This is a genomic window from Corallococcus sp. bb12-1 (genome assembly GCF_026626765.1).
Taxonomy (GTDB): Bacteria; Myxococcota; Myxococcia; order Myxococcales; family Myxococcaceae; genus Corallococcus; species Corallococcus terminator.
The window spans coordinates 78,903-101,379 of sequence record NZ_JAPNJZ010000017.1 but is presented as its reverse complement, the minus strand read 5'-3'; the positions used below and the strand labels follow the sequence as shown (position 1 = coordinate 101,379).

Below are 22,477 nucleotides of genomic sequence, written 5' to 3'. Positions count from 1 at the left end.
CTCCCAGGCCGTCTCGCAGCGCTCCAGCGCGCGGTGCATCTGCGCGAGCGCTCCGCCCAGCGCCACGTGCACGCCCAGGTCGCTCGGGTCCTCCTGCGACAACGCACGGATCAGCACCGCGATGGAGACCAGCTCCTCGCGCAGCGCCACCGGCCAGCCGCACTGACGGCCCACCTTCACCAGCCAGCCCAGCACGGCCAGGTTGACGTGGCAGTCCTCCACGGTGCGGAACGGCCGCAGGTAGCGCGTGTAGCCATCCCCGGGCAGCACGTCCTCGGAGGCCACGGCGACGCCCTCCAGCCGCAGCGCCGCGTGGGGCACCTCCGGCACGAAGCCCAGCGGGGGCAGCGGCTCTATCCGCACGCCGGGCTTCTTCGCGTCCACCACCACCATGCGCAGGCGGTTGCGGCCCTGCGCGTCGCGGCCCTCGGTGGCCACCACCAGCAGCACCTCCGCGTGCGTGCCCAGGGTGACGTAGGTCTTCGTCCCATCGAGCGTCCAGCCCGCGCCGGCCGGCGTGAGCGTGGTCTCGATGGCGGTGGGGTGCCCTCCCCCTGACTCGGTGGCGCAGAGCGCGACGCGACGGTCCGCGGGAAGTTGGGGAAAGAGCGAGCGCAGCGCGGCGTGGTAGCCGGAAGCGAACGCGAACCCCAGCCGGTCCGCCCGGAACCCGCTGGCGAGCGCCAGGTCCGAGGGGGCCGGGAAGCGCGGCAACACCGCGAGGTGCCGTCGCCACCAGACCTCCACTGAATCGAGCGCGGGTGAGTCGGGAGCTTCGGTGAGCAGGAAGCGCAGGACGTCTTTCACGCCCCCACTCTAATGCCCGCCTCCGGAACGCGCGCGGCCGTTTGGCGGACTTCAGCCCGCGGCGCGGCGGCCCCGGCCCGCCGTCTTGGCGCGCTTCGTACCCCGCTGCTTGGTCGCGGCGGACTTCGACTTGGAGGCCGGCCGGGACTTCGACTTGGAGGCTGACTTCGACTTGGAAGCGGCCTTGGACGACGTCTTGGACTTCGGCGCGGCCTTGGACTTCGAAGGGGCCTTGGCGGCGCGCTTGGCCTTGCTCGCGGGCTTCTTGCGGCGCGCGGGGGCCTTCGTCTCCGGGGCGAGGATGGTGCCCCGGCACGAGGGCGTGCCACAGCGGCAGACGTACAGCCCTTCCGCGTCATCGCCCATCTCCGGCGTGCGCTCGTAGGCGTAGTCGTACGTCAGCTCCTCCCCCGGTTCGAGGGCGCGCAGCGCGTAGATGTGGATGTGGCCCTTGTCGATGAGCGACTGGCAGTTGGGCTCGCACGAGTGGTTGATGTAGCGCGACTCGTTGTGCAGCGTGCCCGCGTCCAGGACCGTGTCGTCGTCCAGGTTGAAGAGGAAGGTGTGGTGGCGCTCCATCGACTCGTCGTCGTAGCGCACGTCCGCCTGGGCCTGGGTGAGGCGCTCACCGATGTACTCGATGATGCGCGCCCCCTTGCGGATGCGGCGGGTGACGAAGGCACCAAGTCCCTGGATGGGCGACTGGCGCAGCTCGAAGGGGATCGACGGGGTCGGCTGGAAGGAAGGAGAAGTCATCATCGGGGGTCGGGCGCGGCTGGGGCGGGGTGCGTGTTCAACCAGGACGCTGCCGTGAGGCGCGGTGTAGCGTGCCGCAGTCAAGCGCGCGAAGAAAGGCACTCGATCATGCGGTGGTGGCTCGTGGTGGGAGCGGTGAACGCTTTCCTGTCGGTGGCGGCGGGAGCCTTCGGGGCGCATGCACTGCGGGCCCGGCTGCCCCAGGACCTGCAGGTCGTCTTCGAAACCGGAGCGCGCTACCACATGTACCACGCGCTCGCGCTGGTGGCCGTGGGCCTGCTGGGCGTGACGCGCCCCTCCGCGCTCCTGTCCGCCTCCGGGTGGGCAATGCTCGCGGGCATCGTCCTGTTCTCCGGCAGCCTGTACGCGCTCGCTCTCTCCGGGGTGCGAGTGCTGGGCGCCATCACCCCGCTGGGCGGCCTGGGCTTCCTCGTGGGCTGGATCCTCTTCGCCGTGGCCGCGTGGCGCTCCTCGCCCTGAGGCACGCCGTCAATCCTTCAACAGGGGCGGCAGCGGGGGGCGGGCAGCCTGGAGTGCCCGCGAGACGAAGCGACGTGCGAGGCCGCACCCAACCCGCTAGGTTTGGACTCCCACGTCCAATGAAGACCCTCCACCGCCCCACGAAGGACGAGCTGTTCGCCGCCACCGACCGCACCGTGCCGGACCTGCTGGCTCCGGGCATGCGGGTGCTCTTCTGCGGCATCAACCCCAGCCTCTACTCCGCCGTGGTGGGGGTGCACTTCGCGCGGCCGGGCAACCGCTTCTGGCCCGCGATGCACCTGTCGGGCTTCACGCCGCGCCGCCTCCTGCCGTCCGAACAGGGCGAATTGAAGGCGCTAGGCCTGGGCATCACCAACGTGGTGGACCGGGCCACGGCCTCCGCGGACCTGCTGGACGCCTCCGAGTACGTGAAGGGCCGAAAGAGCCTGGAGCAGAAGGTGAAGCGCTACCGCCCGGCCTTCCTCGCGGTGCTGGGCCTGGGCGCGTACCGGGGCGCCTTCGCCCGGCCCAAGGCGCGGTTTGGCCGCCAGGAGGAGACGCTCGGAGACACCGGGCTGTGGGTGCTGCCCAACCCGAGCGGCCTCAACGCCAGCTACCAGCTCCCGGACCTGGCGCGCCTGTTCGGCGAGCTGCGCCGCGCGGTGGACGGGGGCTGAAGCCGCGTCACGGCAGGAGGCCGGCCTCGCGGGCCACCTGCGACACGACGGGCAGCACCTGGTCGAAGGCGGCGGCGTTGCACGCGAGCAGGCCCCGCCGGTTCTGGAGCTCGGAGCCGTCGTAGCGGTACGGCACGCCGGCCAGGTCCGTGAGGATGCCGCCCGCCGAACGCAGAACGGCCTCCGGCGCGCAGTTGTCCCAGCGGTAGCTCTTGTCGCTGGCGTGCACGTAGAGGTCGCAGCGGGCCTCCGCGAGCAGGCCGCACTTGACGCCCACCGAGCCGGACTCCTGCTCCCGGGTGATGCCCAGCCGCGCCACCACCGCGTCCGTCGCGCTGGAGCGGTGGGAGCGCGAGACGACCAGCCGCAGCGCCGCTGGATCCGCCACGTCCGAGACGCGCAGCGCGCGGCGCCCCTGGGAGTCCTCCACGAAGCCCTGCCCCCCGACGACGCCCGAATAGAGGACGTCCCCGACGGCGCGGTAGACGACGCCCAGCGCGGGCCTGCCCTCCACCGCGAGCCCGATATGGACGGCGAACTCGCCGTTGCGGTTCACGAACTCCTGCGTGCCGTCGAGCGGATCCACGTACCAGCAGCGCTCGAAGCGCTTCGCGTCGGACGCGTCCTCCGTCTCCTCCGCCACCACGCCGTCGCCCGGGAAGGCCTTGCGCAGCTCGCCCACGATGAAGGCGTTGGCGCGCTCGTCGGCCAGGGTGACGGGCCCCGCCCCGCCGGCCTTGTTCGTGACGGAGAAGTCGGTGGCGTAGACCTGCAGGAGGAGGTCACCAGCCTGGCGCGCGATGCGTCGGGCCACTTCGAGCTCGAGGGCGAGAGCGGGCATGGAGTGCCGCCGAGTCTGCCCCCTCGGCGCTGCTTTGGAAACCAACGGAAAGGGCGCGCGCTGGGGCGGATTGCCCCACGGGGAAGATTGCCCCAGGCGAGAAGGAGGCTCCGCCCCGGGAGGAGCGCTGGCCCGGCGGCTGCAATCGCTGGGAGGAAGACGACTTCCAGCGCCGGGGGCTCCAGGGCCGGGCGCGGCAAGGGTGCGACGCGATGATGAAGTGGCTGATGGGGCTGGGCCTGCTGGGCATCGGCGTGGCGCTGATGTTCGCGGGCGGGCGGATGGTCTACCGCACGACCGTGAGCCGGAGCTGGCCGACGGTGCAGGGCACGGTGGTGGAGTCCCGCGTGGAGACCCTGCGCGCCAGACGCTCCGTGAGCTTCCGGCCGGAGGTGAGCTACCGCTACGAGGTGAACGGCACCCCGTACACGTCCGACACGTTCGCCTTCGACGGTCACGCTTCCGGGGCGCTCGCGGAGGCCCAGGCGGTGACGCGGCACTACCCGGCCGGGGCCCCGGTGACGCTGCACTATGAGCCGGCGGATCCGTCGGTGGCGTGCATCCAGTGCGAGACCGTCGGCGTGTCGAACTACGTGGTGACGCTGGTCGGCGCGGTGCTCGCGGCGGTGTCCGCCTGGAGCCTGCTGGACATGGCGCGCTCGGAGCTCGGTCAGAGACGGCGCCAGCAGCAGCCGGTGCGCTCCGGGGCCCGGTAGGGCCTTGCATCGCCAGGGCCGCCGGGCCGTTGCATCATGCCGGGCATGGACCCGGAGAATCCCGTCGTGAAGCTGTGCGGCCAGGGCATGCAGGCGGAGGCCGCCCACCGGCACGAGGAGGCACGCGAGTGCTTCCAGCGGGCCTGGGACGCGGCCAGGGACGACTACGAGGCCTGCATCGCGGCCCACTACCTCGCGCGGCATCAACCCACGCCAGAGGACACCCGGCACTGGAACCAGGTGTCGCTCGACCGGGCCCATTCCGTCGATGACGACCGCGTGCGCCCCTTCTTCGCGTCGCTCCACCTCAACCTGGGCAGGTGCGCCGAGGACCGGGGCGACTTCCCCACAGCCCGCGCCCACTACCAGCAGGGCGTGGACGCGCTCCCCCATGTTCCCGAGGGCCCCTACCGGAACGTCGTGGAGCAGGGCCTGGGCGCGGCGCTTGCCCGCGTGGCCGGCTGAGCATTTCCCTCCGGAACGCTTCGACAGACGCGGCCCCGGATGCCCATCCTGGGGGCATCGAACCCCGCAGCCAGGAGTCTCCATGTCCGTCATCATCCGTCCCGCGAAGACCTCGGACGAACCCGCGCTGGGTCGCATGGGCGCGGCGCTCGCGCACCAGCACCACGGGTTCGATTCGCAGCGCTTCATGGTCCCCGACGACGTGGAGGCCGGATACCGCTGGTGGCTGGGCAAGGAGGCGCGCCGTCCCACAGAGGCCGTGGTGCTGGTGGCCGAACTGGACGGCGATGTCGTGGGCTACTGCTACGGCCGGCTGGAGGGCGTGGACTGGAACATGCTCCTGGACAAGCACGGCGCCCTGCACGACATCTGGGTGGAGGCGAAGGCGCGCGGCACCGGCACCGGCCGGCTGCTCGCGGAGGCCATGGTGCAGCGGCTCACCGACATGGGCGCCCCCCGCGTCGTGCTCTCCACCGCCGCCAAGAACGAGTCCGCGCGGCGCCTGTTCGAGCGCCTGGGCTGGCGTCCCACGATGGTCGAGATGACCCGCGAGGCGCCGCCCCGCTCATAACCGTCCTTGCGGCACCCGGCCCTGCTGGAACGCCTCCACCTGCTTCAGCGTGAAGGACTGCGCGTAGGCATCGCGGTGTGCCCTCCGAAGCATGCCGTCCGAGCAACGGGCGCGCCGTCGCCCCCCAGAAGGGCCTGGACTAGCGTCGCGGACTCCCATGCCTGAGATCGCTCCGCGCCTGCCCTGGCTCCTGTCCCTCCTCCTGTTCTGGGGCTGCACGGCCCCCGAGGAGTTCCCGGAGGAGCCCTCCGCCCACGTGGGCGCCGTCGCCCAGACGCTCGACGTGACGACCGACGACGGTCCCGTCCGGGGCTCCGTCGCGGGCGGACTCAACGTCTTCAAGGGCATCCCGTACGCGGCGCCTCCCACGGGGAACCGCAGGTGGGCCCCGCCCGCGCGCCCCACGCGGTGGACGCAGCCCCTCACCGCCACCGCCTTCGGTCCACCCTGTCCCCAGTTCAGGGACAACGTGCTCCACCTGGACGAGGACTGCCTGCGGCTCAACGTGTGGGCCCCCACCGCCCCCGCGAAGCCGCGCGCGGTGCTCGTGTGGATCCACGGCGGCGGCTACGTGGAGGGCGCGTCCAGCGAGGCCTGGTACGACGCCGCGCAGCTCGCACAGCGTGAGGATCTGGTCGTCGTGTCGTTCAACTACCGGCTGGGCCTGCTCGGGTTCCTCACCCTGCCCCAGCTCACCGCGCCGGATGGGGGCACGGGCAACTGGGGCCTGCGCGATCAGATCGCCGCGCTGGACTGGGTGCGCCGCAACATCGCCGCGTTCGGAGGCGACCCGAAGCGCGTGATGATTACGGGTGAGTCCGCAGGCGCCGTCTCCGTGACGACGCTGCTGGCGGCCACGCCGGCCCAGGGGCTGTTCCAGCGCGCCGCCATCCAGTCCGGCACCTACCGCCCCGTCCTGGAGAAGGAACAGCCGGTGGGCGCCTTCCCGTCGGCGTACTTCGTGGGCCTCGTCACGGCCATCGTCCTGGAGTGCACCGAAGGCGATGTCGCCGCGTGCCTCCGCGCGAAGCCGCCCGTGCAGGTGCTGGGAACCCAGCTACAGCTCACACCCGTGACGGAGATGGGCTTCGCGCTGTGGCCCACGCTGCCGGTGGTGGACGGCGTCGTGTTGAAGGACAGGCCGCTCGCGCGGGTGCTCGCGGGCAGCGGGGACGTGCCCGTGCTGGTGGGCGCCAATGACAACGAAGCCAGCTTCGTCCTCGCCAGCATGGGCGTCGTCGGCACCCCCGGCGACTTCGGCCGCTACGTGGACGCCATCGGCGCGAGCGCCAGGAAGACGCAGCTCACCGCGCTCTACCAACCCTCGGTGGTGGGAGAGGTCGCCGCCGCGGATGCGCTGGGCACGGAACTGTCGTTCGCGTGCCCGGCCCAGCGGCTGGCCACCGCCAGCGCCACCGTGGGCACCGCCCCCGCGTACCTCTACCGCTTCGCGCGAGCCCTCCCCAACGGCCCCTTGGCGCCGCTGGGCGTCGCGCACGGGACGGACATCGTCTACCTGTTCGGCCGCTTCGACGCCGTGGCCACCACGCCCACGCCGCAGGACCTGACGCTGTCCCAGCAGATGCAGTCCGCCTGGGGCGCGATGGCCCGCACCGGCTCGCCCATCCCCGCGTGGCTGCCCTATTCACCTGGCGGAACGTTCATCACCTGGAATACGCCGGCCACGACGCAGGCCACCTGGCGCAACGGACGCTGCGCCTCGCTGGACGCGTGGGGCCTGCTGCCCCCTTGAAACGACGAAGCCCCGAGCGAAAGAACCCGGGGCCTCCGTGCTGACGCATCCACCGTGAAGCGAGCGTCCTACTTCTTCTGCTCCTTCACCCACGAGTCCTTCAGCGTCACCGTGCGGTTGAAGACGGGCGCGCCCGGCTTCGAATCCAGCGCGTCCGCGCAGAAGTATCCCAGGCGCTCGAACTGGAAGCGGTCCCCCGGGTTCGCCTGCGCGAGCGACGGCTCCACGCGAGCATCCGAGACGACCTCCAGGCTGGCCGGGTTGATGAAGGCCTTGAAGTCCTTCTCCTTGTCCCGGTCCGGCTGCTCCACGGAGAAGAGCCTGTCATACAGCCGCACCTGCGCGACGGGCGCGTTGCCCGGCACCCAGTGCAGCGTGCCCTTCACCTTGCGGCCATCCGGCGAATCCCCGCCGCGCGTCGCGGGGTCATAGGTGCAGCGCAGCTCCGTGATGTTGCCGGCCGCGTCCTTGATGACCTGCTCGCACTTGATGAAGTACGCGGAGCGCAGGCGCACCTCCTTGCCCGGCGCCAGACGGAAGAAGCCCTTCTCCGGCACCTCCTGGAAGTCGTCCGCCTCGATGTACAGCTCGCGCATGAATGGCACCTTGCGCGTGCCCAGCTCCGCCTTCTTCGGATGGTTGGCGACCTCCAGCTCCTCGGTCTGCCCCTCCGGGTAGTTCTCCACCACCACCTTGAGCGGACGCAGCACCGCCATGGCGCGCGGGGCCGTCTCATTCAGGTCGTCCCGGATGCTCAGCTCCAGCACGCCCATGTCGATGAGGCTGTCCGACTTGCTCACGCCGATGCGCTTCGCGAAGTCCCGCAGCGACGCGGGCGTGTAGCCCCGGCGACGCAGGCCGCTGATGGTCAGCATGCGCGGGTCGTCCCAACCCGACACCAGCCGCTCCGTCACCATCTGGAGCAGCTTGCGCTTGCTCATCACCGCGTACGTGAGGTTCAGCCGCGCGAACTCGTACTGGTTCGGCCGGTCGCCTTTGATGAGCGCGTTGACGATCCAGTCGTACAGCACGCGGCGGTTCTCGAACTCCAGCGTGCACACCGAATGCGTGATGCCCTCGATGGCGTCCGACAGACAGTGCGCGAAGTCGTAGAGCGGGTAGATGCACCACGTGTCGCCCGTGCGGTGGTGGTGCGCGTGCCGGATGCGGTAGATGGGCGGATCGCGCAGCACCGGGTTCGACGACGTCATGTCGATCTTGGCGCGCAGCGTGTGCTTGCTGTCCGGGAACTCGCCCGCCTTCATCCGGCGGAACAGGTCCAGGTTCTCCTCCACCGAACGCGTGCGGTACGGGCTGTCCCGGCCCGGCGTGGTGAAGTCACCGCGGTACGCGCTGATCTCCTCCGGCGACAGGCTGCACACGTAGGCCTGGCCCTGGGAGATGAGCTGCTCGGCGAAGGCGTAGAGCCGGTCGAAGTAGTCGGACGCGAAGAAGCGCCGGTCGTCCCAGTCGAACCCGAGCCAGCGCACGTCGCGCTGGATGGACTCCACGTAGTCGGTGTCCTCGGTGAGCGGGTTGGTGTCGTCGAGGCGCAGGTTGCACTTGCCGCCATACTGGTTCGCCAGCCCGAAGTTCAGCGCGATGGCCTTCGCGTGGCCGATGTGGAGGTAGCCGTTGGGCTCGGGCGGAAAGCGGGTGTGCACGCGACCGCCGTGCTTGCCGGTCCGCTGGTCCTCCTCGATGACCTCCTGGAGGAAGTTGAGGCCCTGCGTCTCGTTCGTGGTCGTCATGATGGGGGCGAATCCTGTTGAAGCCGGACAGGGGGGGCAAGATCTTCCTGACCCGGCCCCCCGTCCTTTCCTACTTAACCCGGGACGGCTCAGACGTCCGCGAGCAGCGATTCCCAGGCCTTGAGGGCCCGCTCGGAGGACAGCTCGTCCGCCCGGGCCAGTGCCCGGGTCCGCAGGTCGTCCCGCCAGGCCGCGTCCTTCACCACCCGCCCCAGGGCCTCCGCCATGGACGCGTCATCCCCCATGGGCACCAGCACCCCTGCCCGCCCCCCGTCCAGGGCCTCCGCCGGGCCGGAGGGACAGTCCGTGCTGACGATGGGGCAGCCCAGCGCGAGCGCCTCCAGCAGCACCATGGGCAGGCCCTCGAAGCGCGAGGAGAGCGCGAACGCCGTAGCCCGCGCCATCAGCGCATGCGGGTTGTCCGCGAAGCCGGGCATGAACACCGACGACTCCACGCCCAGCTCCTTCACCAGCGCCTTGAGCTCCGCCTCCAGCGACCCCACCCCCAGGATGAGCAGGTGCGTGTCCGCCCCGGCCGCCTGCATCCGGGCATGCGCGCGGATGAGCACGTCGAAGGACTTCTGCGGCTCCAGCCGGCCCACCGCGATGACCACCGGCTTCTGGAACACGACCTCCGCCCACTGCGGCAGCGGGGCATGCGCCGCGGCGCGGATCCGCGCCGCGTCCACGAAGTTGGGGATGACCTCCAGCCGCTCGCGGTCCACGTTCACCAGCTCCGCGAACGCCTTCGCGGAGTCGTAGCCACACGCCACGATGCGGTCCATGCCCGGGTACAGCACCTTGAGGCCCCAGAGCTGCCGGCGCGGCTGCTCGCGGTGGAACGCCCCCCAGTCGAAGTGCACCATCCCCAGCACCGGCTTGCCCAGCATCGCCCCGGCCATCCGCGCCAGCAGCGCCGCCCGGCCCTCCTGCCCGGAGACGATGATGTCCGCCTTGCGCGCCTCGTTGAACAGCTTCCAGAGCATCCGGGGCAGCTCCCAGCGCCGGTACGCGTCGATGCCCACGCCCCAGGAGATGGGCACGTCCGCGGGGATGCGGTCGCGCGTGTCCGGCGGCGGGGGCCCGTGGTGGAAGAACAACGAAGGGTCGAACCGCTCCCGGTCCAGGCCCGCCAGCACGTTGCACACCGAGCGCTCGATGCCGCCCGTGCCCATGAAGACGAGCGTGAACAACACGCGCCGTCTGGCGGGCGCCGGTGCGGAGGCGGTCATGTCTCGCTGCGCCAGCGGGTTCAATGTCTGGGATTCCCGGAAAGAAATGATTTTCATTTCCCGTGCGGCTCGCGAACGACCGCCGGGCCCTCCCGTTGAATGGCCCGTGGATCAATAACCCAGGCTCCGTGCCATAGGTAGCGAAGGACTCACGGGCGCGCCACTCAGCGGACAATTGAATGACGTGATGGTTTTGGATCTCCCGGACCGTTGTTTTCGAAAGCTTGAAACACGGGCCCGGCAGCCCGGCGGGCGGGTTCGTGACACGGGGCAGCGGAAGCCCTCGGGGCGGTCCTCCAGCACGTGTGACTCCCTGGGGCGGAAACCTCCCGCCCGGCAGACTCCTGTCGGGAACCCAGGGCCTGGATATAGGCTCACAACCCATCCCCGTGAAGAAACCCAACCCCCTGCGCCCTGCCCGCCTCCTCGCGCTCGCCCTGGCGGGTCTCCTCGCGCTGGCCGCCGTCATCGCGGTGCGCAACGTGCGCACGGCGCGCTCCGTGTTGCATCCCGCGCGTCAGGCGTTGAAGCCGCTCGGCGACGCGATGCTCACGAACCGCACGGACGCGGTGCTGCGCACGCGCGACGGGCTGACCCTGCGCGGCTGGTACGTGCCGTCTCGCAACCGCGCGGCGGTGGTGGTGCTGCACGGCTTCGCGGAGAACCGCACGCAGATGCTCTTCGAGGCGGAGGCGCTGTCGCGCGCGGGCTACGGAGTGCTGCTCTTCGACTCGCGCGGCCACGGCGAGAGCGACGGCGACCTCGTCACCTGGGGTGACCGCGAACGCGAGGACCTGCGCGCGGCGGTGGACTTCCTGTCGGCGCGAGCGGACGTGGACCCTTCGCGGCTGGGGGTGCTGGGCTTCTCCATGGGCGGCACCACCGCGCTCCTGGAGGCGCTGGACGACCCACGCCTCAAGGCGGTGGCCGCCGCGGGCGCGTATCCGTCGTTGGTCGCCGACACGCGCTACAGCTACGGCAAGTGGGGGCCGCTGAGCGTGCAGCCGGTGCTCTGGACGATGCGCCTGTCCGGCGTGGACGTGGACGCGGTGGACCCCATGGCCCGCCTGTGCGACCTGAAGGGCCGGCCGCTGCTGCTGATCAACGGCGACGTGGACGCGTACGCACCTGCGTTCCTCCAGGACGCGATGTTCCAGGCCGCGTGCGAACCCAAGGCGTACTGGGTGGTGAAGGGCGCGCACCACGGCGAGTACGCGAAGACGGCACCGGAGGAATACGAGCGCCGCCTGCGCGACTTCTTCGGCGCGGCGCTGCTCGGCGGCCCCTGATCAGGGCGTGTCCGGCGTCTCCGGCGCGGCCCGCCAGTGCGGGGGCTCATCCATCGCGGGCCGGCTCTCCAGCAGCTCGTGCGGACGGAAGCCCGCCTTGTAGCGCAGCGAATCGCACGCGAGCACGCGGTAGCCCAGGTAGACGTACGGGATGCCCCGCTCGCGCGCCAGCTCCACCTGGAACAGCACGCTCGCCTTGCCCAGCGACAGCCGCGAGAACGCAGGGTCGTAGAAGAAGTACACCGCGCTCCACGCCTGCGGCATCTCGTCACACAGGCCCAGGCCCACCAGCTTCGGACCCGCCGGGTCGCTGTCGTCGTACCAGGCCACCTCGCGCGCGGACGGGTGCGGGAAGGCGAACTGGAGCGAATACTCACGCGCGCCCAGCTCCGATGCGTCCCATTCGCGCACCGTCTCCCGCTCCGCGTGCCACGCCCGGTACAGCGCGAGCCGCTCCTCATCCACGCGCGGCGGCCCCACCTCCACGCGCAGGTGCGCGCACGCGGCCCGGGCCCGGCGCTGGCTGCGGTTGGGCTGGAAGCCTTCCACCGACACCCGCAGGGACACGCACTCCTGGCAAGAAACGCACGCGGGCCGGAAGTACTGCGGCCCGAAACGGCGCCACCCCCGCACGAGCAGGTGCTCGTACTCCCGGGGCGTGACGTTGCGCATCAACAGCGTCTCCAGGGACGCCTCCCGTCCCGGCAGATAGCTGCACGGACGCGGAGATTCGATTTCGTGTGCCAGCAGGAGGGCCATCGGTGTTCCTTTCCTGTCGGCCCGGCGTCCTTCCGTCAAGCAGTGCCTGCCTGGTCGGCGACCCACCCTCCGTCGGGAACGACCCATTCCGATGATCCGTTCCGAATCGAAGGGTGGCACACCGACTGCAAGTCACCGGCTGACGCCGTACTGCTTGCGGAGAGGAAGAACGCACATGGCCCGCGAGGAACTGCTTCCCGGATGGCTGCCGCTCGACCCGGCGGAAGATAGCGACCTGTCCGCTCACGGCGACGCGTTCTCGGAGGAGGACGCCCCGGAGCCCTTCCTCGCCTCCACCCGGGACCTGGGTGAGGACGACGCCGGTTTCGACGACGGTTTCGACTTCGCCGTGGCCAGCTTCTGACGCCGCGGACGGGCGCGGGCGGGCGGCCACGGTGCGGCAATCCTGTCGTGCCAGGGCCGCAAAACCTGCCGGATCCACGGCCGGCGACGCAGTAGAAACTTCCGAGAAACCGGGAGGAATGCCCGGACGCCCCCTCCCCCGTGAGGCAGGCGGGTAGCACCGGACACTGGGGCGGAGCTGGGGCGCAATGCCCCTGTGGCAGAATGTCCCGTCGCTCCAGGTCGCCCGGGACAGGCAGTCCCCCGGCTGGCTTCTCAGTCGTGGGCCGCGCCCGGTATAAGTCCGGCATGTCCCAGATTGACGTCTCGGTGGTGATGCCGACGTACAAGCGCGAGAAGGAAGTGGTGGAGGCCATCCACTCCGCGCTGCGTCAGGAAGGCGTCCAGGTGGAGGTGCTGGTCCTGGACGATTCGCCCGAGGGCACCGCGCGCGAAGCAGTGCAAGGCCTGGGCGATGCGCGCGTGCGCTACTTCAAGCAGGAAGTGCCGTCCAAGGGCCGTCCCGCGCTGGTGCGCAACCACGGCGCCACGCTGGCCCGGGGCCGCTACCTGCACTTCCTGGACGACGACGACCTTCTGGCCGAAGGCGCGCTGAAGGCGATGGTGTCCGCCCTGGACGCGCGGCCGGACGCGGGCGTGGCGGTGGGCTGGGTGGTGCCCTTCAGCGAGGACCCCGAGTGGCTGGAGGACAAGAGCAGCTACTTCGAGCGCGTGGCGAGGGTGGGTGCCACCACGCCCAACAGCGCGTGGACGGTGGCGCACATCCTGTTCCTGGGCACGCTGTATGTGAACTCCGCGTGCATGGTGCGCCGCGACTACTTCCAGCCGCTGGGCGGGTTCGATCCGAACATCCCCGTCTACGAGGACGTGGACTTCTACATGCGCGGCATCCGCCGCTACGGCCACGTCTACGTGAACCGCCCCATCCTCAACTACCGGGTGGGCAAGCCGTCGCTCATGCACGACCTGGGCAAGAAGGGCGAGAAGGTGGAGAAGTCCGTGGCGGAGTCCAACGCCATCATCCACAACAAGTACCGGCGCGAGCACGGGGAGCTGGAGTACCGGCTCCTGCAACTGGCCACGCGCGCGCTGAAGAAGCGCTTCGAACTGACGCGCTACCTGCCCCTCAAGCTGCCCCGCGCTTCCTGAAAGAGTCCCCACCGTGAGCCTGCGTCGTCGTCTCGTTGGAACCGCCAAGCGGCAGCTGAAGCAGACCCTGGGGCCCGTGGTGCAGCGTGCGATGGCCCCCGCGCGCGCCTTCCTCCCCCCGGAGACGTGGAGCCTGGAGTCGCGCCCCGGCCAGGGCCTGTTGCTGGAAGGCGTGTCGCTCACGAACCTGGTGAAGGAGCACGGCTCGCCGCTGCACGTGGTGCATGTGGCCGCGCTGAACCGCAACGCGGCGGCGTTCCAGGCGGTGCCCCCGGGCGCCGCGGGCGGCTGCGAAGTCTACTACTCGTACAAGACCAACCCCGTGCCCGGCGTGCTGGCCGCGTTGCATGCGCAGGGCGTGGGCGCGGAAGTCATCTCCGCCTACGAGCTGTGGCTCGCGCTCAAGCTGGGCGTGGCGCCGGAGCGCATCGTCTACAACGGGCCGGTGAAGTCGGACGCGTCCATCCGCGAGTCGATTACTCGGGGCATCGGCCTGCTGGCGGCGAACCACGTGGAGGAATTGGACGTGTTCTCGCGGCACGCGGCGGAGCTGGGCAAGCGCCCGCGCGTCGCGGTGCGGGTGACGACGGCGCAGGGCTGGACGTCGCAGTTCGGCACGCCCATCGCGGGCGGCATGGCGCTGGCCGCGTACCGCAAGGCGCTGGCGGCGGGCACGCTGGACGTGGTGGGCCTGCACGCGCACCGGGGCGAGCTCATCCGCACGGAAGGTGAGCTGGAGGGTTTCGTCGGCTCCGTGCTGGACTTCGCGGACGAGCTGCACCGGGAGCTGGGCCTGGACCTGGAGGTGTTGGATCTGGGCGGCAGCCTCTGCACGCCGACGGTGGAGCACATCGAGAACAAGGACTGGCGGCTCAACCTCACCTTCCAGCGCGACCTGCCGGCGCCGGACTTCGCGGCGGCGCTCTCCATCGAGCGCTACGTGGCGAAGGTGGTGTCCCAGGTGGAAGCGCACTACGCGAAGAAGGGCCGCGCGCGTCCGCGCATCTTCCTGGAGCCGGGCCGCGCGATGACGGGCAACACGCAGCTCTTGCTGGGCCGCGTGCACGCGCTGAAGGACGGCGGCGAGCGCACCTGGGCGGTGCTCGACATGGGCATCAACCATGCGGAGTGCGTGCGCAACGAGTACCACCAGCTCTTCCACGTCGAGCGGCCGGACGCGCCCGCGCACCGGGCGTACACGGTGGTGGGCCCCATCTGCACGCCGGGCGACACGCTGTACCACGCGGTGCGGCTGCCGGAGCTGAAGGTGGGCGACACGCTGGCCATCATGGACGCGGGCGCGTACTTCGTGCCCTTCGGCACGTCCTTCTCCTTCCCGCAGCCGGCCATCGTCGGCGTGGAGGGCGGGAAGGTGCGCGTGCTGCGCCGGGCGGAGCAGAACGAGGACCTGATCACCTTCGATGATCCGGCCCCCGTGGCCTCGCGGGCCGCCAGCTAGGAGTGTGTTGGGGTAACGGGCAAGGAGCTGGGTAACAGGCTCCTTGCTGCATCGGTGCCGCCTCGCCCGTCTGGGGCCGGCGGCACCGCCACTACACGGTGGCCTGTGCCCTATGGAGTTTCAGCAGGTTGTGGGTGAGGCAGATAAGCGCCCACTCGCCGCGCGCCTTCTTGAGCCCACGCAGCAGCAGTTGGCGGAAGCCTCGCGCCTGTTTGATTTGGCCGAAGGGCGGTTCCGCCACCGCTTTGCGTCGGGCGTACGCCTGTCGTCCTGCCTTCGTCCTCAGTCGACGCGCCATCCAATCCTTGACGCTCAGCTCGCGCGGCATTCGTCCTCGCACCGCGGGCGGCTGCACTCCGTGCTTTTGCCGCCCGACGGCCACGTACGCGGTGATGCCCATGCTTGCCGCGCGCGTGAGGTTCTCCTCGGAGAAATAGCCCGCGTCCGCCGTCGTCACCTGGGGCACCTGGCCGCAGTTCTCCACCACCTGCTCCAGCAGCGGCAAGAAGTGCTCAACGTCCGGCGGCTGGTTGGTGAGTGCCTGGGCCACGATGATTTGGTGCGCCTCGTCCACGGCGGCCTGCGCGTTGAAACCCTGGATGAAGCCATGCTGCGTCTTCTGGATTCGGCTCTCCGGGTCGGTGAAGTTGCGCTGCGCCTTGGGTTTGGGCGTGCCGTCTGCTTCGCTCTGCACCTGGTGGCCCGGTAGCGGTGTCGGGCCACTCGGCGGCTCGTCGTCTCCGTCCTGCTGCTTCTCGGCCTGCTGCTTCTCGGCCTGCCGCGCCGCCCTGGCTGCCTTCGCCTCGGCCTCCAGCTCCGCCTTGGCGGCGCGGATGCGCGCCAGCCGCGTCTCGGCTCGCTTGAGCTCCTCGGGGAGCTCGTCTCCGCGCTTCTTCTTGCCGTAGAGCTTATCCTCGGCCGCGTCCGCCGCCTCGGCCGCCTTGAGCAGCGCCGCGACCTTCTCGGCCAGCTCCTTCTCGCGTTGCTGCATCCGCTCGTAGCTCATCGCCTTATGTTTGCTGGCGTTGGCTTTCAGCTTGGTGCCGTCCAGCGCCACGTGCCCCAACTGCACCAGCCCCGCCTTCTGACAGAGCGCCAGCACCTGCACGAAGAGCCCCGCCAGCACGTCCAGGTGCTGGCGCCGGAACTCACTCACCGTGCTGTGGTCCGGGTGCTGACCCGCGGCGATGACTCGGAAGGCGATGTCCTCGTACGTCTTCTTCTCAATCTTGCGCGAGGAGGCCACCCCCACGCAGTACCCGTACAGCAGCAGCCCCACCATCATCCGCGGGTGGTGCGGCGGATAGCCCCGCAGCTCCCGCTCGTAGCGCTCCAGCAGCGGCCTCAAGTCCAGCTCCGCCACCGTGTCCAGGATGAAGTACGCCACGTGCCCGGCTGGCAGCCACTCTCGGGGCGAGGGCGGCAGCAACTCCGACTGCTCCGGCGCGTAGGGGCGGAAGGTCTTGCTCATGGGTAGGCAAAGAGCACCACGCCTCTGCCTACCTTTCAAATAGGTTCTTCCGATTACCCCGACACGCTCCTAGCGGCCCGCCCGTCGTCCGCCGCGCCTCAGCTCCGGTTGAAGACCATCATCCGGAGGAAGGCGCGGGGGTGGCGCGCGGACCCGTAGGCGATGGTGGCCAGCTCCACCGCCGCGGGCATCATGTCGTCCCGGTCGATGAGCGGATCCACCGCCTTCTGCCGGTGGGTGTTGAGCCACTGCCGCCACTGCCGGGCCTCGCTGGCCGGCAGCGCGCCGGACAGCCGCTGGAGGTTGAGCAGCATCTCCAGCGCGATGCGGTTGCAGAACACCTCTTCGTCATGCCGGGGGGCCACGTCGCGCGCGTCCGCCACGGCGTTCGCGAGCGCGTCCCGGTTGCCCGTGGCCGCGTGGTACGCGAGCAGCGGCAGGGGCAGCCCCCGCGCGATGTCGAAGCCCATCTGCCCGTAGAAGCGCGGGTTGAAGTCGATGAGGAGGTAGGAGTCCTTCGTCTGGATGAACTCCACCTCGAAGACGCCGTGGTAGCCCAGCCGCTTGCACAGCCGCGTGAGGCCCGCGACGAGGTCCGGGCGCAGGGGGGCGGATTCGAAGCAGACGCCCACGCCCAGCTTGCGCGGACGCTGGAGCACCTTCATGGCGGCGCGGGCCTCGAAGAGCTCTCCGGATTCGTCCACGAAGCCGGAGAGGCTGTAGATGCCTTCGGCCGCCTCCGGGTGGAACTCCTGCACCATGGGGTTGACCACGGCTGGATCGAACTTCACGAGCATGGGCGCGTACGTGTCGCGGGCGAACTCGCGGTACTCGCGCGCCAGGTCCTCCGGGGACGCCACCGGCTGCCCCTTGCGGTGGGTGGCGTGGAGGATCTGCGTCGTGGGCTTGAGCAGGACGGGGAAGCTCGCCTCGCGGCGCACCTGCTCCAGGTCCGCTTCCGACTGGGGGAACCAGGTGCGCGGCAGATGCAGCCCCACCTCCGTGCCCACCTCGTAGAGCCGGCGCTTGTTGAGCAGCCCGTACACCGCGTCCACGCCCGGGTCGTAGAGGTGGAAGAGGTCCTCCAGCTTCGGGCGGTGCGCGGCGATGAGCCACGCCAGCTCGTCGCTCGTCGGGTAGAGCACGTGCTTGACGGGCTCGCGCAGGCCGAAGTCCACCAGCCACTGGAGGAAGGCCTCCGGCTGGGACTCCGGCGGGCACTGCACGCGGCGGCTGACGAAGCGCGAATAGCTGGCCGGGCCCAGCCGGCCCGTATCCGCCACCGTCACGTCCACGCCGTGGCGACCCAGACAGCGCGCCGCGGCCAGGGTGCCGTAGAAGTTGGCGGAGAACAGCAACACGGGGGGACGGGCCGCGATGACTGCCGCGGGGGCCTCATCGGAGAAGGCCGCCTCTTCCATCTCTTGCTCCAGGTTCGCGGTGTCGGACCCGCCGCGAGGGCGCGCGGAGGAACGACGGGATTGTCGGAGACGCTGCGCGAGGCGACCGCCACCCGCATCCGGGGCGGCGGGACCGGCGGCCGAAGTGCTGGCCATCAGCCCCGCGGTGAGAAGCGTCAGAAGGTGCCTGTTCATGTCGAGCCATCTGCCTTCCGGAAGCCCGGGTGACGCCCGGAGGGCAATTCCCGACAGAATACATTTTCCCGCTGCGCTTGTGACGGGTCCCCACGACGATTGCTCCTCCAAGCACTGACTGTCCCGTCAGGGTGCGATGCCGCCGGGCGGGCTCCAGCGCAGACACCCATGGGTCAGCAGCCAGGCGTCGGTGGAGACCCCTGGCGTCATGGCCGCGAGGCGCAGGACGGACTCCGCGAAGGCTTCGGGCGGTGCGGTGTGACCGGCGGCGCGCGCGGCCTTCCATGCGGCCTCCCAGGCCTGGAAGAAGGCGTGCACGGGCTCGCCCGGACGGACGCGGCGGCGCAGGTCGCGGGGCAGCCAGTCGCGCAGCAGCAGGGGTGCGAAGCCCCGGGAGAAGTCGGTGTGGAACAGGAGGCTCTCGCGCACGGGGGACGCGTCCTCGGAGACACGACGCAGCAGGTGGGCCACGAGCACCGCGCCGTCCGTGTCGGAGCTGCCCTCCACGAGCAGGCCTGACGGCAGCAGGGAGCGCGACAACGTGCGGTGCACCTCCGGGATGCGCTCCAGTGGGCCCTGGCGCAGCAGGTTCATGGCGCGCACGAGCCGGGCGGGTTCGTCCGGCGACAGGGGCAGCGTGAAGCCGCCTTCGCGAAAGTGCGTCCGCGCATCCGAGTGGGTGCGCGCGGCGGACGAAGCGCGCTCCGCGTCCAGCTCCACGCCGATGATGATCAACTCGGGGTTGAGCGCGCGGAATGCGGCGGCGCTCTCCAACGTCGTCCAGGGGTGTTCCCCGAAGCCCACGTCCGCGAAGACGGCGCGGGCCCAGGCGTCGTCCTGGCGCGTGAGGAGCGCGGACTCGAAGCGGCACAGGTACGCGTCCAACGCGCGCAGGCGCCCCGGAGCGGTCCTTCCCCGGGTACGGATGTCCAGTTCGGCCATTCCCATCACATGGGCGCGCGGAGCCGGGGCGTCAAGGTCCCCATCCCATGCCGAAGCCCTGGCTCTCGCGCGTTTCGGGGACGCAGGCCCGTCGCGTCGCCCGGATTTTCGCCCGTCCCGCGTCACATCCAAGCAGGTCGCCAGAAAATCGTTACCCCATCCCACGCCCCGGAGTTCTCCGCGAGGATGCGCGCCTCGCGGAGCTCAGCATTGGGTCGCGACGTCGCACTGGAGCTGACGCCAAGGCGGGTCCATGGGAGGAGGCGTCCGCCGGGCACCCTTCACGCCGAACCTGTCCGACTGTCGGACAGGTTCGCGCCACCTGAAGCCGCAGGCTGCGCCGGGCCGCCAAGGCGACGAGGACTGTTGGCCCTCAAGCCCATGTCAGACGCCTCTGCTTGGGTAGCAGAGGCTTTGGCGAGGAGGGCGATGGGGATGGAGCGGGTGGGGCTCGTTGCGTATGTAGAGGAGCAACTCGAGCGAGAGATTTCGCTGGGGCGGTTTCCGGGAAGCGGCCCGTTGGGCTCGGAACAGAAGCTGGCGTGCCGTTACGGGGTGAGCCGGAGCACCGTGCGCGAGGCGCTGCGGCGGCTGGCAGCGCGGGGCCTGGTGGAGCAGCACCCCGGGCGCAAGGCGCGCGCGGTGGCGCTGGACGCGTCGCTGACACTGGTAGAGTCCTGATTCCGTGAGCGACCCGTCCGCCAGTTGCCCCCGCTGTGGCGCCCCTCGCGTGGACGGGCTCGAGTGCCCGGCGTGCGGCGTCATCTACCTGCGCGCCGAAGCACGCGCCGCCACCCGACAGGCCGAGGAACGGGAGGCCGCGAAACGGGGCGCGGTCGTGCGTGAAGCGGAGGACCAGCGGCTCGCGTTGCGCGAGGCCCTGGAGGCCCACACCGCGCCCGCGTTCGTACCGCCCCTGGTCGCGGCGCGGCCCGAGCAGGACGCCGCCCTGGAGGGCATCACCTTCCACGAAGACACGGACGGCGAGGATGCCCGGGAGGCGCGCCTGCGGCTGGTGGTGTTGCCCGCGGCGCTCCTCGTCGCCACCCTCGCGGTGCATTCGCCCGGCTTCCACGCCCTGATGCGAATCTTCCTCACGATGCCGGTGCATGAGCTGGGGCATGCCGTCACCGCCTGGCTCTGCGGCTTCAGCGCCACCCCTTCGTTCTGGGCCACGACCGTGTCGGAGGAACGGTCGCTCTTCATCCCGCTGGCCCTGGCGGGCCTGCTGGCCACCCTCACGTATCAGGGCTGGAAGCGGCGCCGGTGGACGTGGCTGGGCGTGGGCGCGGTGCTGCTCCTCGCGCAAGCCGTGGGCACGCTGGGACTGGACCGCCTGCAAGCCAGGTCGATGATCACCTTCGGCGGCGACGCGGGAATGATGGTGCTGGGCACGGCGCTGATGGCCACCTTCTACGTGCCCTCGGGGCACTACCTGCGCAGGAATGCACTGCGCTGGGGCTTCGTCGCCATTGGCGCGGCGGCCTTCATGGACGGCTTCGAGCAGTGGTGGGCCGCGCTCTCCCACGTGGAGCGCATCCCCTTCGGCCAGAACGAGGGCTCGGGCCTGAGCGACCCGAGCAAGCTGGTGCGAACCTACGGCTGGAACATCAGCCACCTCATCCGCCGGTACGTGGCGGTGGGCATCACCTGCCTCAGTGCCCTGGGCCTCCTCTACCTGGGCGCCCTCTGGCGCGTGCGCGGGTTGCTGCGCCGTGGGACTTCCACCCCGGGCTGACGCCAGTCGCCGAAGGGCCACTCAAAGCCGGGCGTGCGCCGCACCTCCGGTGACCGGGCCCCCCGCCACTTCAGCGCCTCACCGGGCCGCAAGAGGAGCGCCTTCGGTCCCTCGCCCTTCTGCTTGCGCACCTCCGCCAGACGCTCCGGATAGGGATCCGCGTCCGGGTTCTCATCCAGCGAACTGGCGCCCGCGACGGGCTCGCCCGGATAGCCCTCGTAGCGGGGCCCCATGCCCTCGCGCCAGTACCAGGGGGCGCCGCCGTCCGCGCAGGGCACCACGTAGCGCGCGCCCAGCAGCGCCCCGTAGCGCAGCGCCTCCTCCGGCCCCGCCATCAACCGCTGCGGCGTGGTGAGCGCGTCGCGCGGCACGTTGACGAGGAAGGCGTCCAGCGTGGTGAAGCCGAAGAAGATGGGCGGCAGCCGGAAGCCGCGCACGCCGCAGAAGAGCACGTCCACCGGGCCCTGCTGCTTCAGCTCCGCGCGGCACACCTTCTCCATGTCCCCGCGCACGTCATGGCCCGCGTCCGCGAAGAAGGCGGCGGAGAAGTCCGGCGTGCTCACCCGCCACGTGTTGCCCTCGTTGAAGAGGCCCGGGTGCGGCCCCTCGCCATCGGTGGGCTGCTCGCCGTGGAAGGGCAGCGCGCGCACCGTCACGTCCCCCACCTGCCGCGTCTCGCCCCAGCGCAGCGCCTCCACGCGCGTGAAGCCCAGCTGCGTGAGCCGCAGCGCGCAGTCCGTGGAGAAGAGGCTTTCGCGCGCCACCGTCGGCACGAAGATGCGCGTGTCGCGGGGCAGCGGTAGCAGCGAGCCCAGGTGGAAGTGGTCCCCGTGGGAATGCGTGATGACCACCGCGTCCACCCGCCCCAGGTCGCCCGCCTGCAATGGCCCGTAGCCGGGCAGGTCCGCGTCCCCGGCGGGACGGAAGTACGGATCCACCAGCACGCGCCCTTCCCTGCCCGCCACCAGCACCGTGTTGTGCCCCACGAAGAGGGCCCCCGGCCCGGGCACCTCCACCGGCCCCTCGTGCCGCACGAGCCAGCCGGCCTGGGACATGTCGCCCAACAGCTCATCCACGACTGGCACAACAGACAGTCCGCGCAGCTCCTCCGGCGTCGCGCCCCGAGCGAGCGCCGCGAACAGGTCCGCCACCACCGACCAGTCCTTCGCGCGCACGGGCACGTCCAGGCCCAGCGAGTCCTGGCGCAGGTGGAGCACGCGGGGACGGTGGCGCAGGGCATCCGGGAAGAGGACGTCCTCACGCAGCACGCGACGTCCCATGCGCCGCTTCGTGCCCACGCACAGCGCGGCATAGCGGGGCGTGTCCTCCAGCCAGCGAATCAGCGCGTCGGCTTCCCGCAGCGCGCCCTCGCGGCCCAGCGCGGCGATGTGCCGCTTGAGCGGAAGCTGCGCGCGGCGCACCGGACGCGCGGTGGGCCCCTGGATGCTGCACCCCAGGTCCTCGTGGTGGTCGGCCTCCGTCTTCGCGGAGGCCAGGACGGCCAGGCTGACACCACGGTGCAGGGTGAGTCGCATGCACGGCGACGTCGCACGGCCCGTCGCCCCGCGCAAGGGCTCGCGAGCCTCGCGACTCGGGCAGCGACGGGCCGCCGGGTCGCTCGCGTCCGGGGAGACGCCTCCGGTTGTGGGCCGCCAGTGAACGC

The 22,477-nt window shown here is 70.7% G+C and carries 21 protein-coding genes and 1 pseudogene; 12 read left to right on the top strand and 10 right to left on the bottom strand.

The window, feature by feature from the left end:
• On the bottom strand, positions 1–807 hold an 807-nt coding region (locus OV208_RS20770; RefSeq protein WP_267575600.1), incomplete at its 3' end, for an acyl-CoA dehydrogenase family protein.
• A gap of 51 nt (positions 808–858) precedes the next feature.
• The gene (locus tag OV208_RS20765; protein ID WP_267575611.1) at positions 859–1,563 is read right to left on the bottom strand and encodes an SET domain-containing protein; all 705 of its coding nucleotides are present in this window, start codon (positions 1,561–1,563) and stop codon (positions 859–861) included.
• Positions 1,564–1,668: 105 nt separating this feature from the next.
• On the opposite strand from OV208_RS20765, the gene OV208_RS20760 reads away from it, so the two are divergent.
• Together OV208_RS20760 and mug are read left to right on the top strand one after the other, a co-directional pair.
• A complete protein-coding gene (locus tag OV208_RS20760) occupies positions 1,669–2,043 on the top strand; it encodes a DUF423 domain-containing protein (protein WP_120545059.1) in 375 nt (124 codons plus the stop codon).
• A gap of 119 nt (positions 2,044–2,162) precedes the next feature.
• The gene (gene mug / locus OV208_RS20755) at positions 2,163–2,720 is read left to right on the top strand and encodes a G/U mismatch-specific DNA glycosylase (protein WP_267575598.1); all 558 of its coding nucleotides are present in this window, start codon (positions 2,163–2,165) and stop codon (positions 2,718–2,720) included.
• Positions 2,721–2,727: 7 nt separating this feature from the next.
• Here mug and OV208_RS20750 read toward each other — a convergent pair whose 3' ends face one another.
• Positions 2,728–3,561: a 3'(2'),5'-bisphosphate nucleotidase CysQ family protein gene (locus OV208_RS20750; protein ID WP_267575596.1), complete on the bottom strand. Its 834-nt coding sequence runs from the start codon at positions 3,559–3,561 to the stop codon at positions 2,728–2,730.
• A gap of 212 nt (positions 3,562–3,773) precedes the next feature.
• On the opposite strand from OV208_RS20750, the gene OV208_RS20745 reads away from it, so the two are divergent.
• From OV208_RS20745 to OV208_RS20730, 4 genes are all read left to right on the top strand, one after another.
• Positions 3,774–4,277, top strand: coding sequence for a DUF3592 domain-containing protein (locus OV208_RS20745; RefSeq protein ID WP_267575594.1), 504 nt, complete (start codon positions 3,774–3,776; stop codon positions 4,275–4,277).
• Positions 4,278–4,322: 45 nt separating this feature from the next.
• Positions 4,323–4,742, top strand: coding sequence for a hypothetical protein (locus tag OV208_RS20740; protein WP_267575592.1), 420 nt, complete (start codon positions 4,323–4,325; stop codon positions 4,740–4,742).
• A gap of 82 nt (positions 4,743–4,824) precedes the next feature.
• Complete coding sequence (locus tag OV208_RS20735) at positions 4,825–5,313, top strand: GNAT family N-acetyltransferase (RefSeq protein ID WP_267575586.1); 489 nt, start codon at positions 4,825–4,827, stop codon at positions 5,311–5,313.
• 157 nt (positions 5,314–5,470) lie between these two features.
• Positions 5,471–7,066, top strand: a complete 1,596-nt coding sequence (locus tag OV208_RS20730) for a carboxylesterase/lipase family protein (protein ID WP_267575583.1) — start codon at positions 5,471–5,473, stop codon at positions 7,064–7,066.
• A gap of 68 nt (positions 7,067–7,134) precedes the next feature.
• Here the strand turns inward: OV208_RS20730 and OV208_RS20725 are convergent, their stop codons facing one another.
• Together OV208_RS20725 and OV208_RS20720 are read right to left on the bottom strand one after the other, a co-directional pair.
• On the bottom strand, positions 7,135–8,817 hold the full coding sequence (locus tag OV208_RS20725) for a glutamine--tRNA ligase/YqeY domain fusion protein (protein WP_267575581.1): 1,683 nt from the start codon (positions 8,815–8,817) through the stop codon (positions 7,135–7,137).
• Between the two features lie 89 nt (positions 8,818–8,906).
• Complete coding sequence (locus OV208_RS20720; RefSeq protein ID WP_267575579.1) at positions 8,907–10,049, bottom strand: glycosyltransferase; 1,143 nt, start codon at positions 10,047–10,049, stop codon at positions 8,907–8,909.
• Positions 10,050–10,438: 389 nt separating this feature from the next.
• Here OV208_RS20720 and OV208_RS20715 point away from each other — a divergent pair, with 389 nt between their 5' ends.
• Complete coding sequence (locus OV208_RS20715) at positions 10,439–11,338, top strand: alpha/beta hydrolase (RefSeq protein ID WP_267575577.1); 900 nt, start codon at positions 10,439–10,441, stop codon at positions 11,336–11,338.
• Here OV208_RS20715 and OV208_RS20710 read toward each other — a convergent pair whose 3' ends face one another.
• On the bottom strand, positions 11,339–12,097 hold the full coding sequence (locus OV208_RS20710; RefSeq protein ID WP_267575576.1) for an arginyltransferase: 759 nt from the start codon (positions 12,095–12,097) through the stop codon (positions 11,339–11,341). It lies immediately after the preceding gene.
• A 175-nt stretch (positions 12,098–12,272) separates the two neighbouring features.
• Between OV208_RS20710 and OV208_RS20705 the strand changes: the two genes are divergently transcribed.
• The 3 genes from OV208_RS20705 to OV208_RS20695 all read left to right on the top strand — a co-directional run bounded on the left by OV208_RS20705 (position 12,273) and on the right by OV208_RS20695 (position 15,068).
• Positions 12,273–12,461, top strand: coding sequence for a hypothetical protein (locus tag OV208_RS20705; protein ID WP_267575575.1), 189 nt, complete (start codon positions 12,273–12,275; stop codon positions 12,459–12,461).
• Positions 12,462–12,748: 287 nt separating this feature from the next.
• Positions 12,749–13,609: a glycosyltransferase family 2 protein gene (locus OV208_RS20700; RefSeq protein WP_120544545.1), complete on the top strand. Its 861-nt coding sequence runs from the start codon at positions 12,749–12,751 to the stop codon at positions 13,607–13,609.
• A 13-nt stretch (positions 13,610–13,622) separates the two neighbouring features.
• Complete coding sequence (locus OV208_RS20695) at positions 13,623–15,068, top strand: pyridoxal-dependent decarboxylase (RefSeq protein ID WP_267575574.1); 1,446 nt, start codon at positions 13,623–13,625, stop codon at positions 15,066–15,068.
• Between the two features lie 91 nt (positions 15,069–15,159).
• Here the strand turns inward: OV208_RS20695 and OV208_RS20690 are convergent, their stop codons facing one another.
• The 3 genes from OV208_RS20690 to OV208_RS20680 all read right to left on the bottom strand — a co-directional run bounded on the left by OV208_RS20690 (position 15,160) and on the right by OV208_RS20680 (position 19,076).
• Positions 15,160–16,539, bottom strand: coding sequence for an IS1182 family transposase (locus OV208_RS20690; RefSeq protein WP_267572142.1), 1,380 nt, complete (start codon positions 16,537–16,539; stop codon positions 15,160–15,162).
• Positions 16,540–16,637: 98 nt separating this feature from the next.
• Positions 16,638–17,960: a carbamoyl-phosphate synthase gene (locus OV208_RS20685; protein ID WP_267575608.1), complete on the bottom strand. Its 1,323-nt coding sequence runs from the start codon at positions 17,958–17,960 to the stop codon at positions 16,638–16,640.
• Positions 17,961–18,260: 300 nt separating this feature from the next.
• Positions 18,261–19,076, bottom strand: coding sequence for a methylase (locus OV208_RS20680; RefSeq protein WP_267575573.1), 816 nt, complete (start codon positions 19,074–19,076; stop codon positions 18,261–18,263).
• A gap of 429 nt (positions 19,077–19,505) precedes the next feature.
• Between OV208_RS20680 and OV208_RS20675 the strand changes: the two are divergent.
• A pseudogene (locus OV208_RS20675) lies at positions 19,506–19,745 on the top strand (winged helix-turn-helix domain-containing protein); the annotation flags it as partial.
• 16 nt (positions 19,746–19,761) lie between these two features.
• Complete coding sequence (locus tag OV208_RS20670) at positions 19,762–20,814, top strand: hypothetical protein (RefSeq protein WP_267575572.1); 1,053 nt, start codon at positions 19,762–19,764, stop codon at positions 20,812–20,814.
• Here the strand turns inward: OV208_RS20670 and OV208_RS20665 are convergent.
• Positions 20,751–22,349, bottom strand: coding sequence for an MBL fold metallo-hydrolase (locus OV208_RS20665; protein WP_267575571.1), 1,599 nt, complete (start codon positions 22,347–22,349; stop codon positions 20,751–20,753). The genes OV208_RS20670 and OV208_RS20665 overlap by 64 nt on opposite strands.
• Positions 22,350–22,477 lie beyond the last annotated feature (128 nt).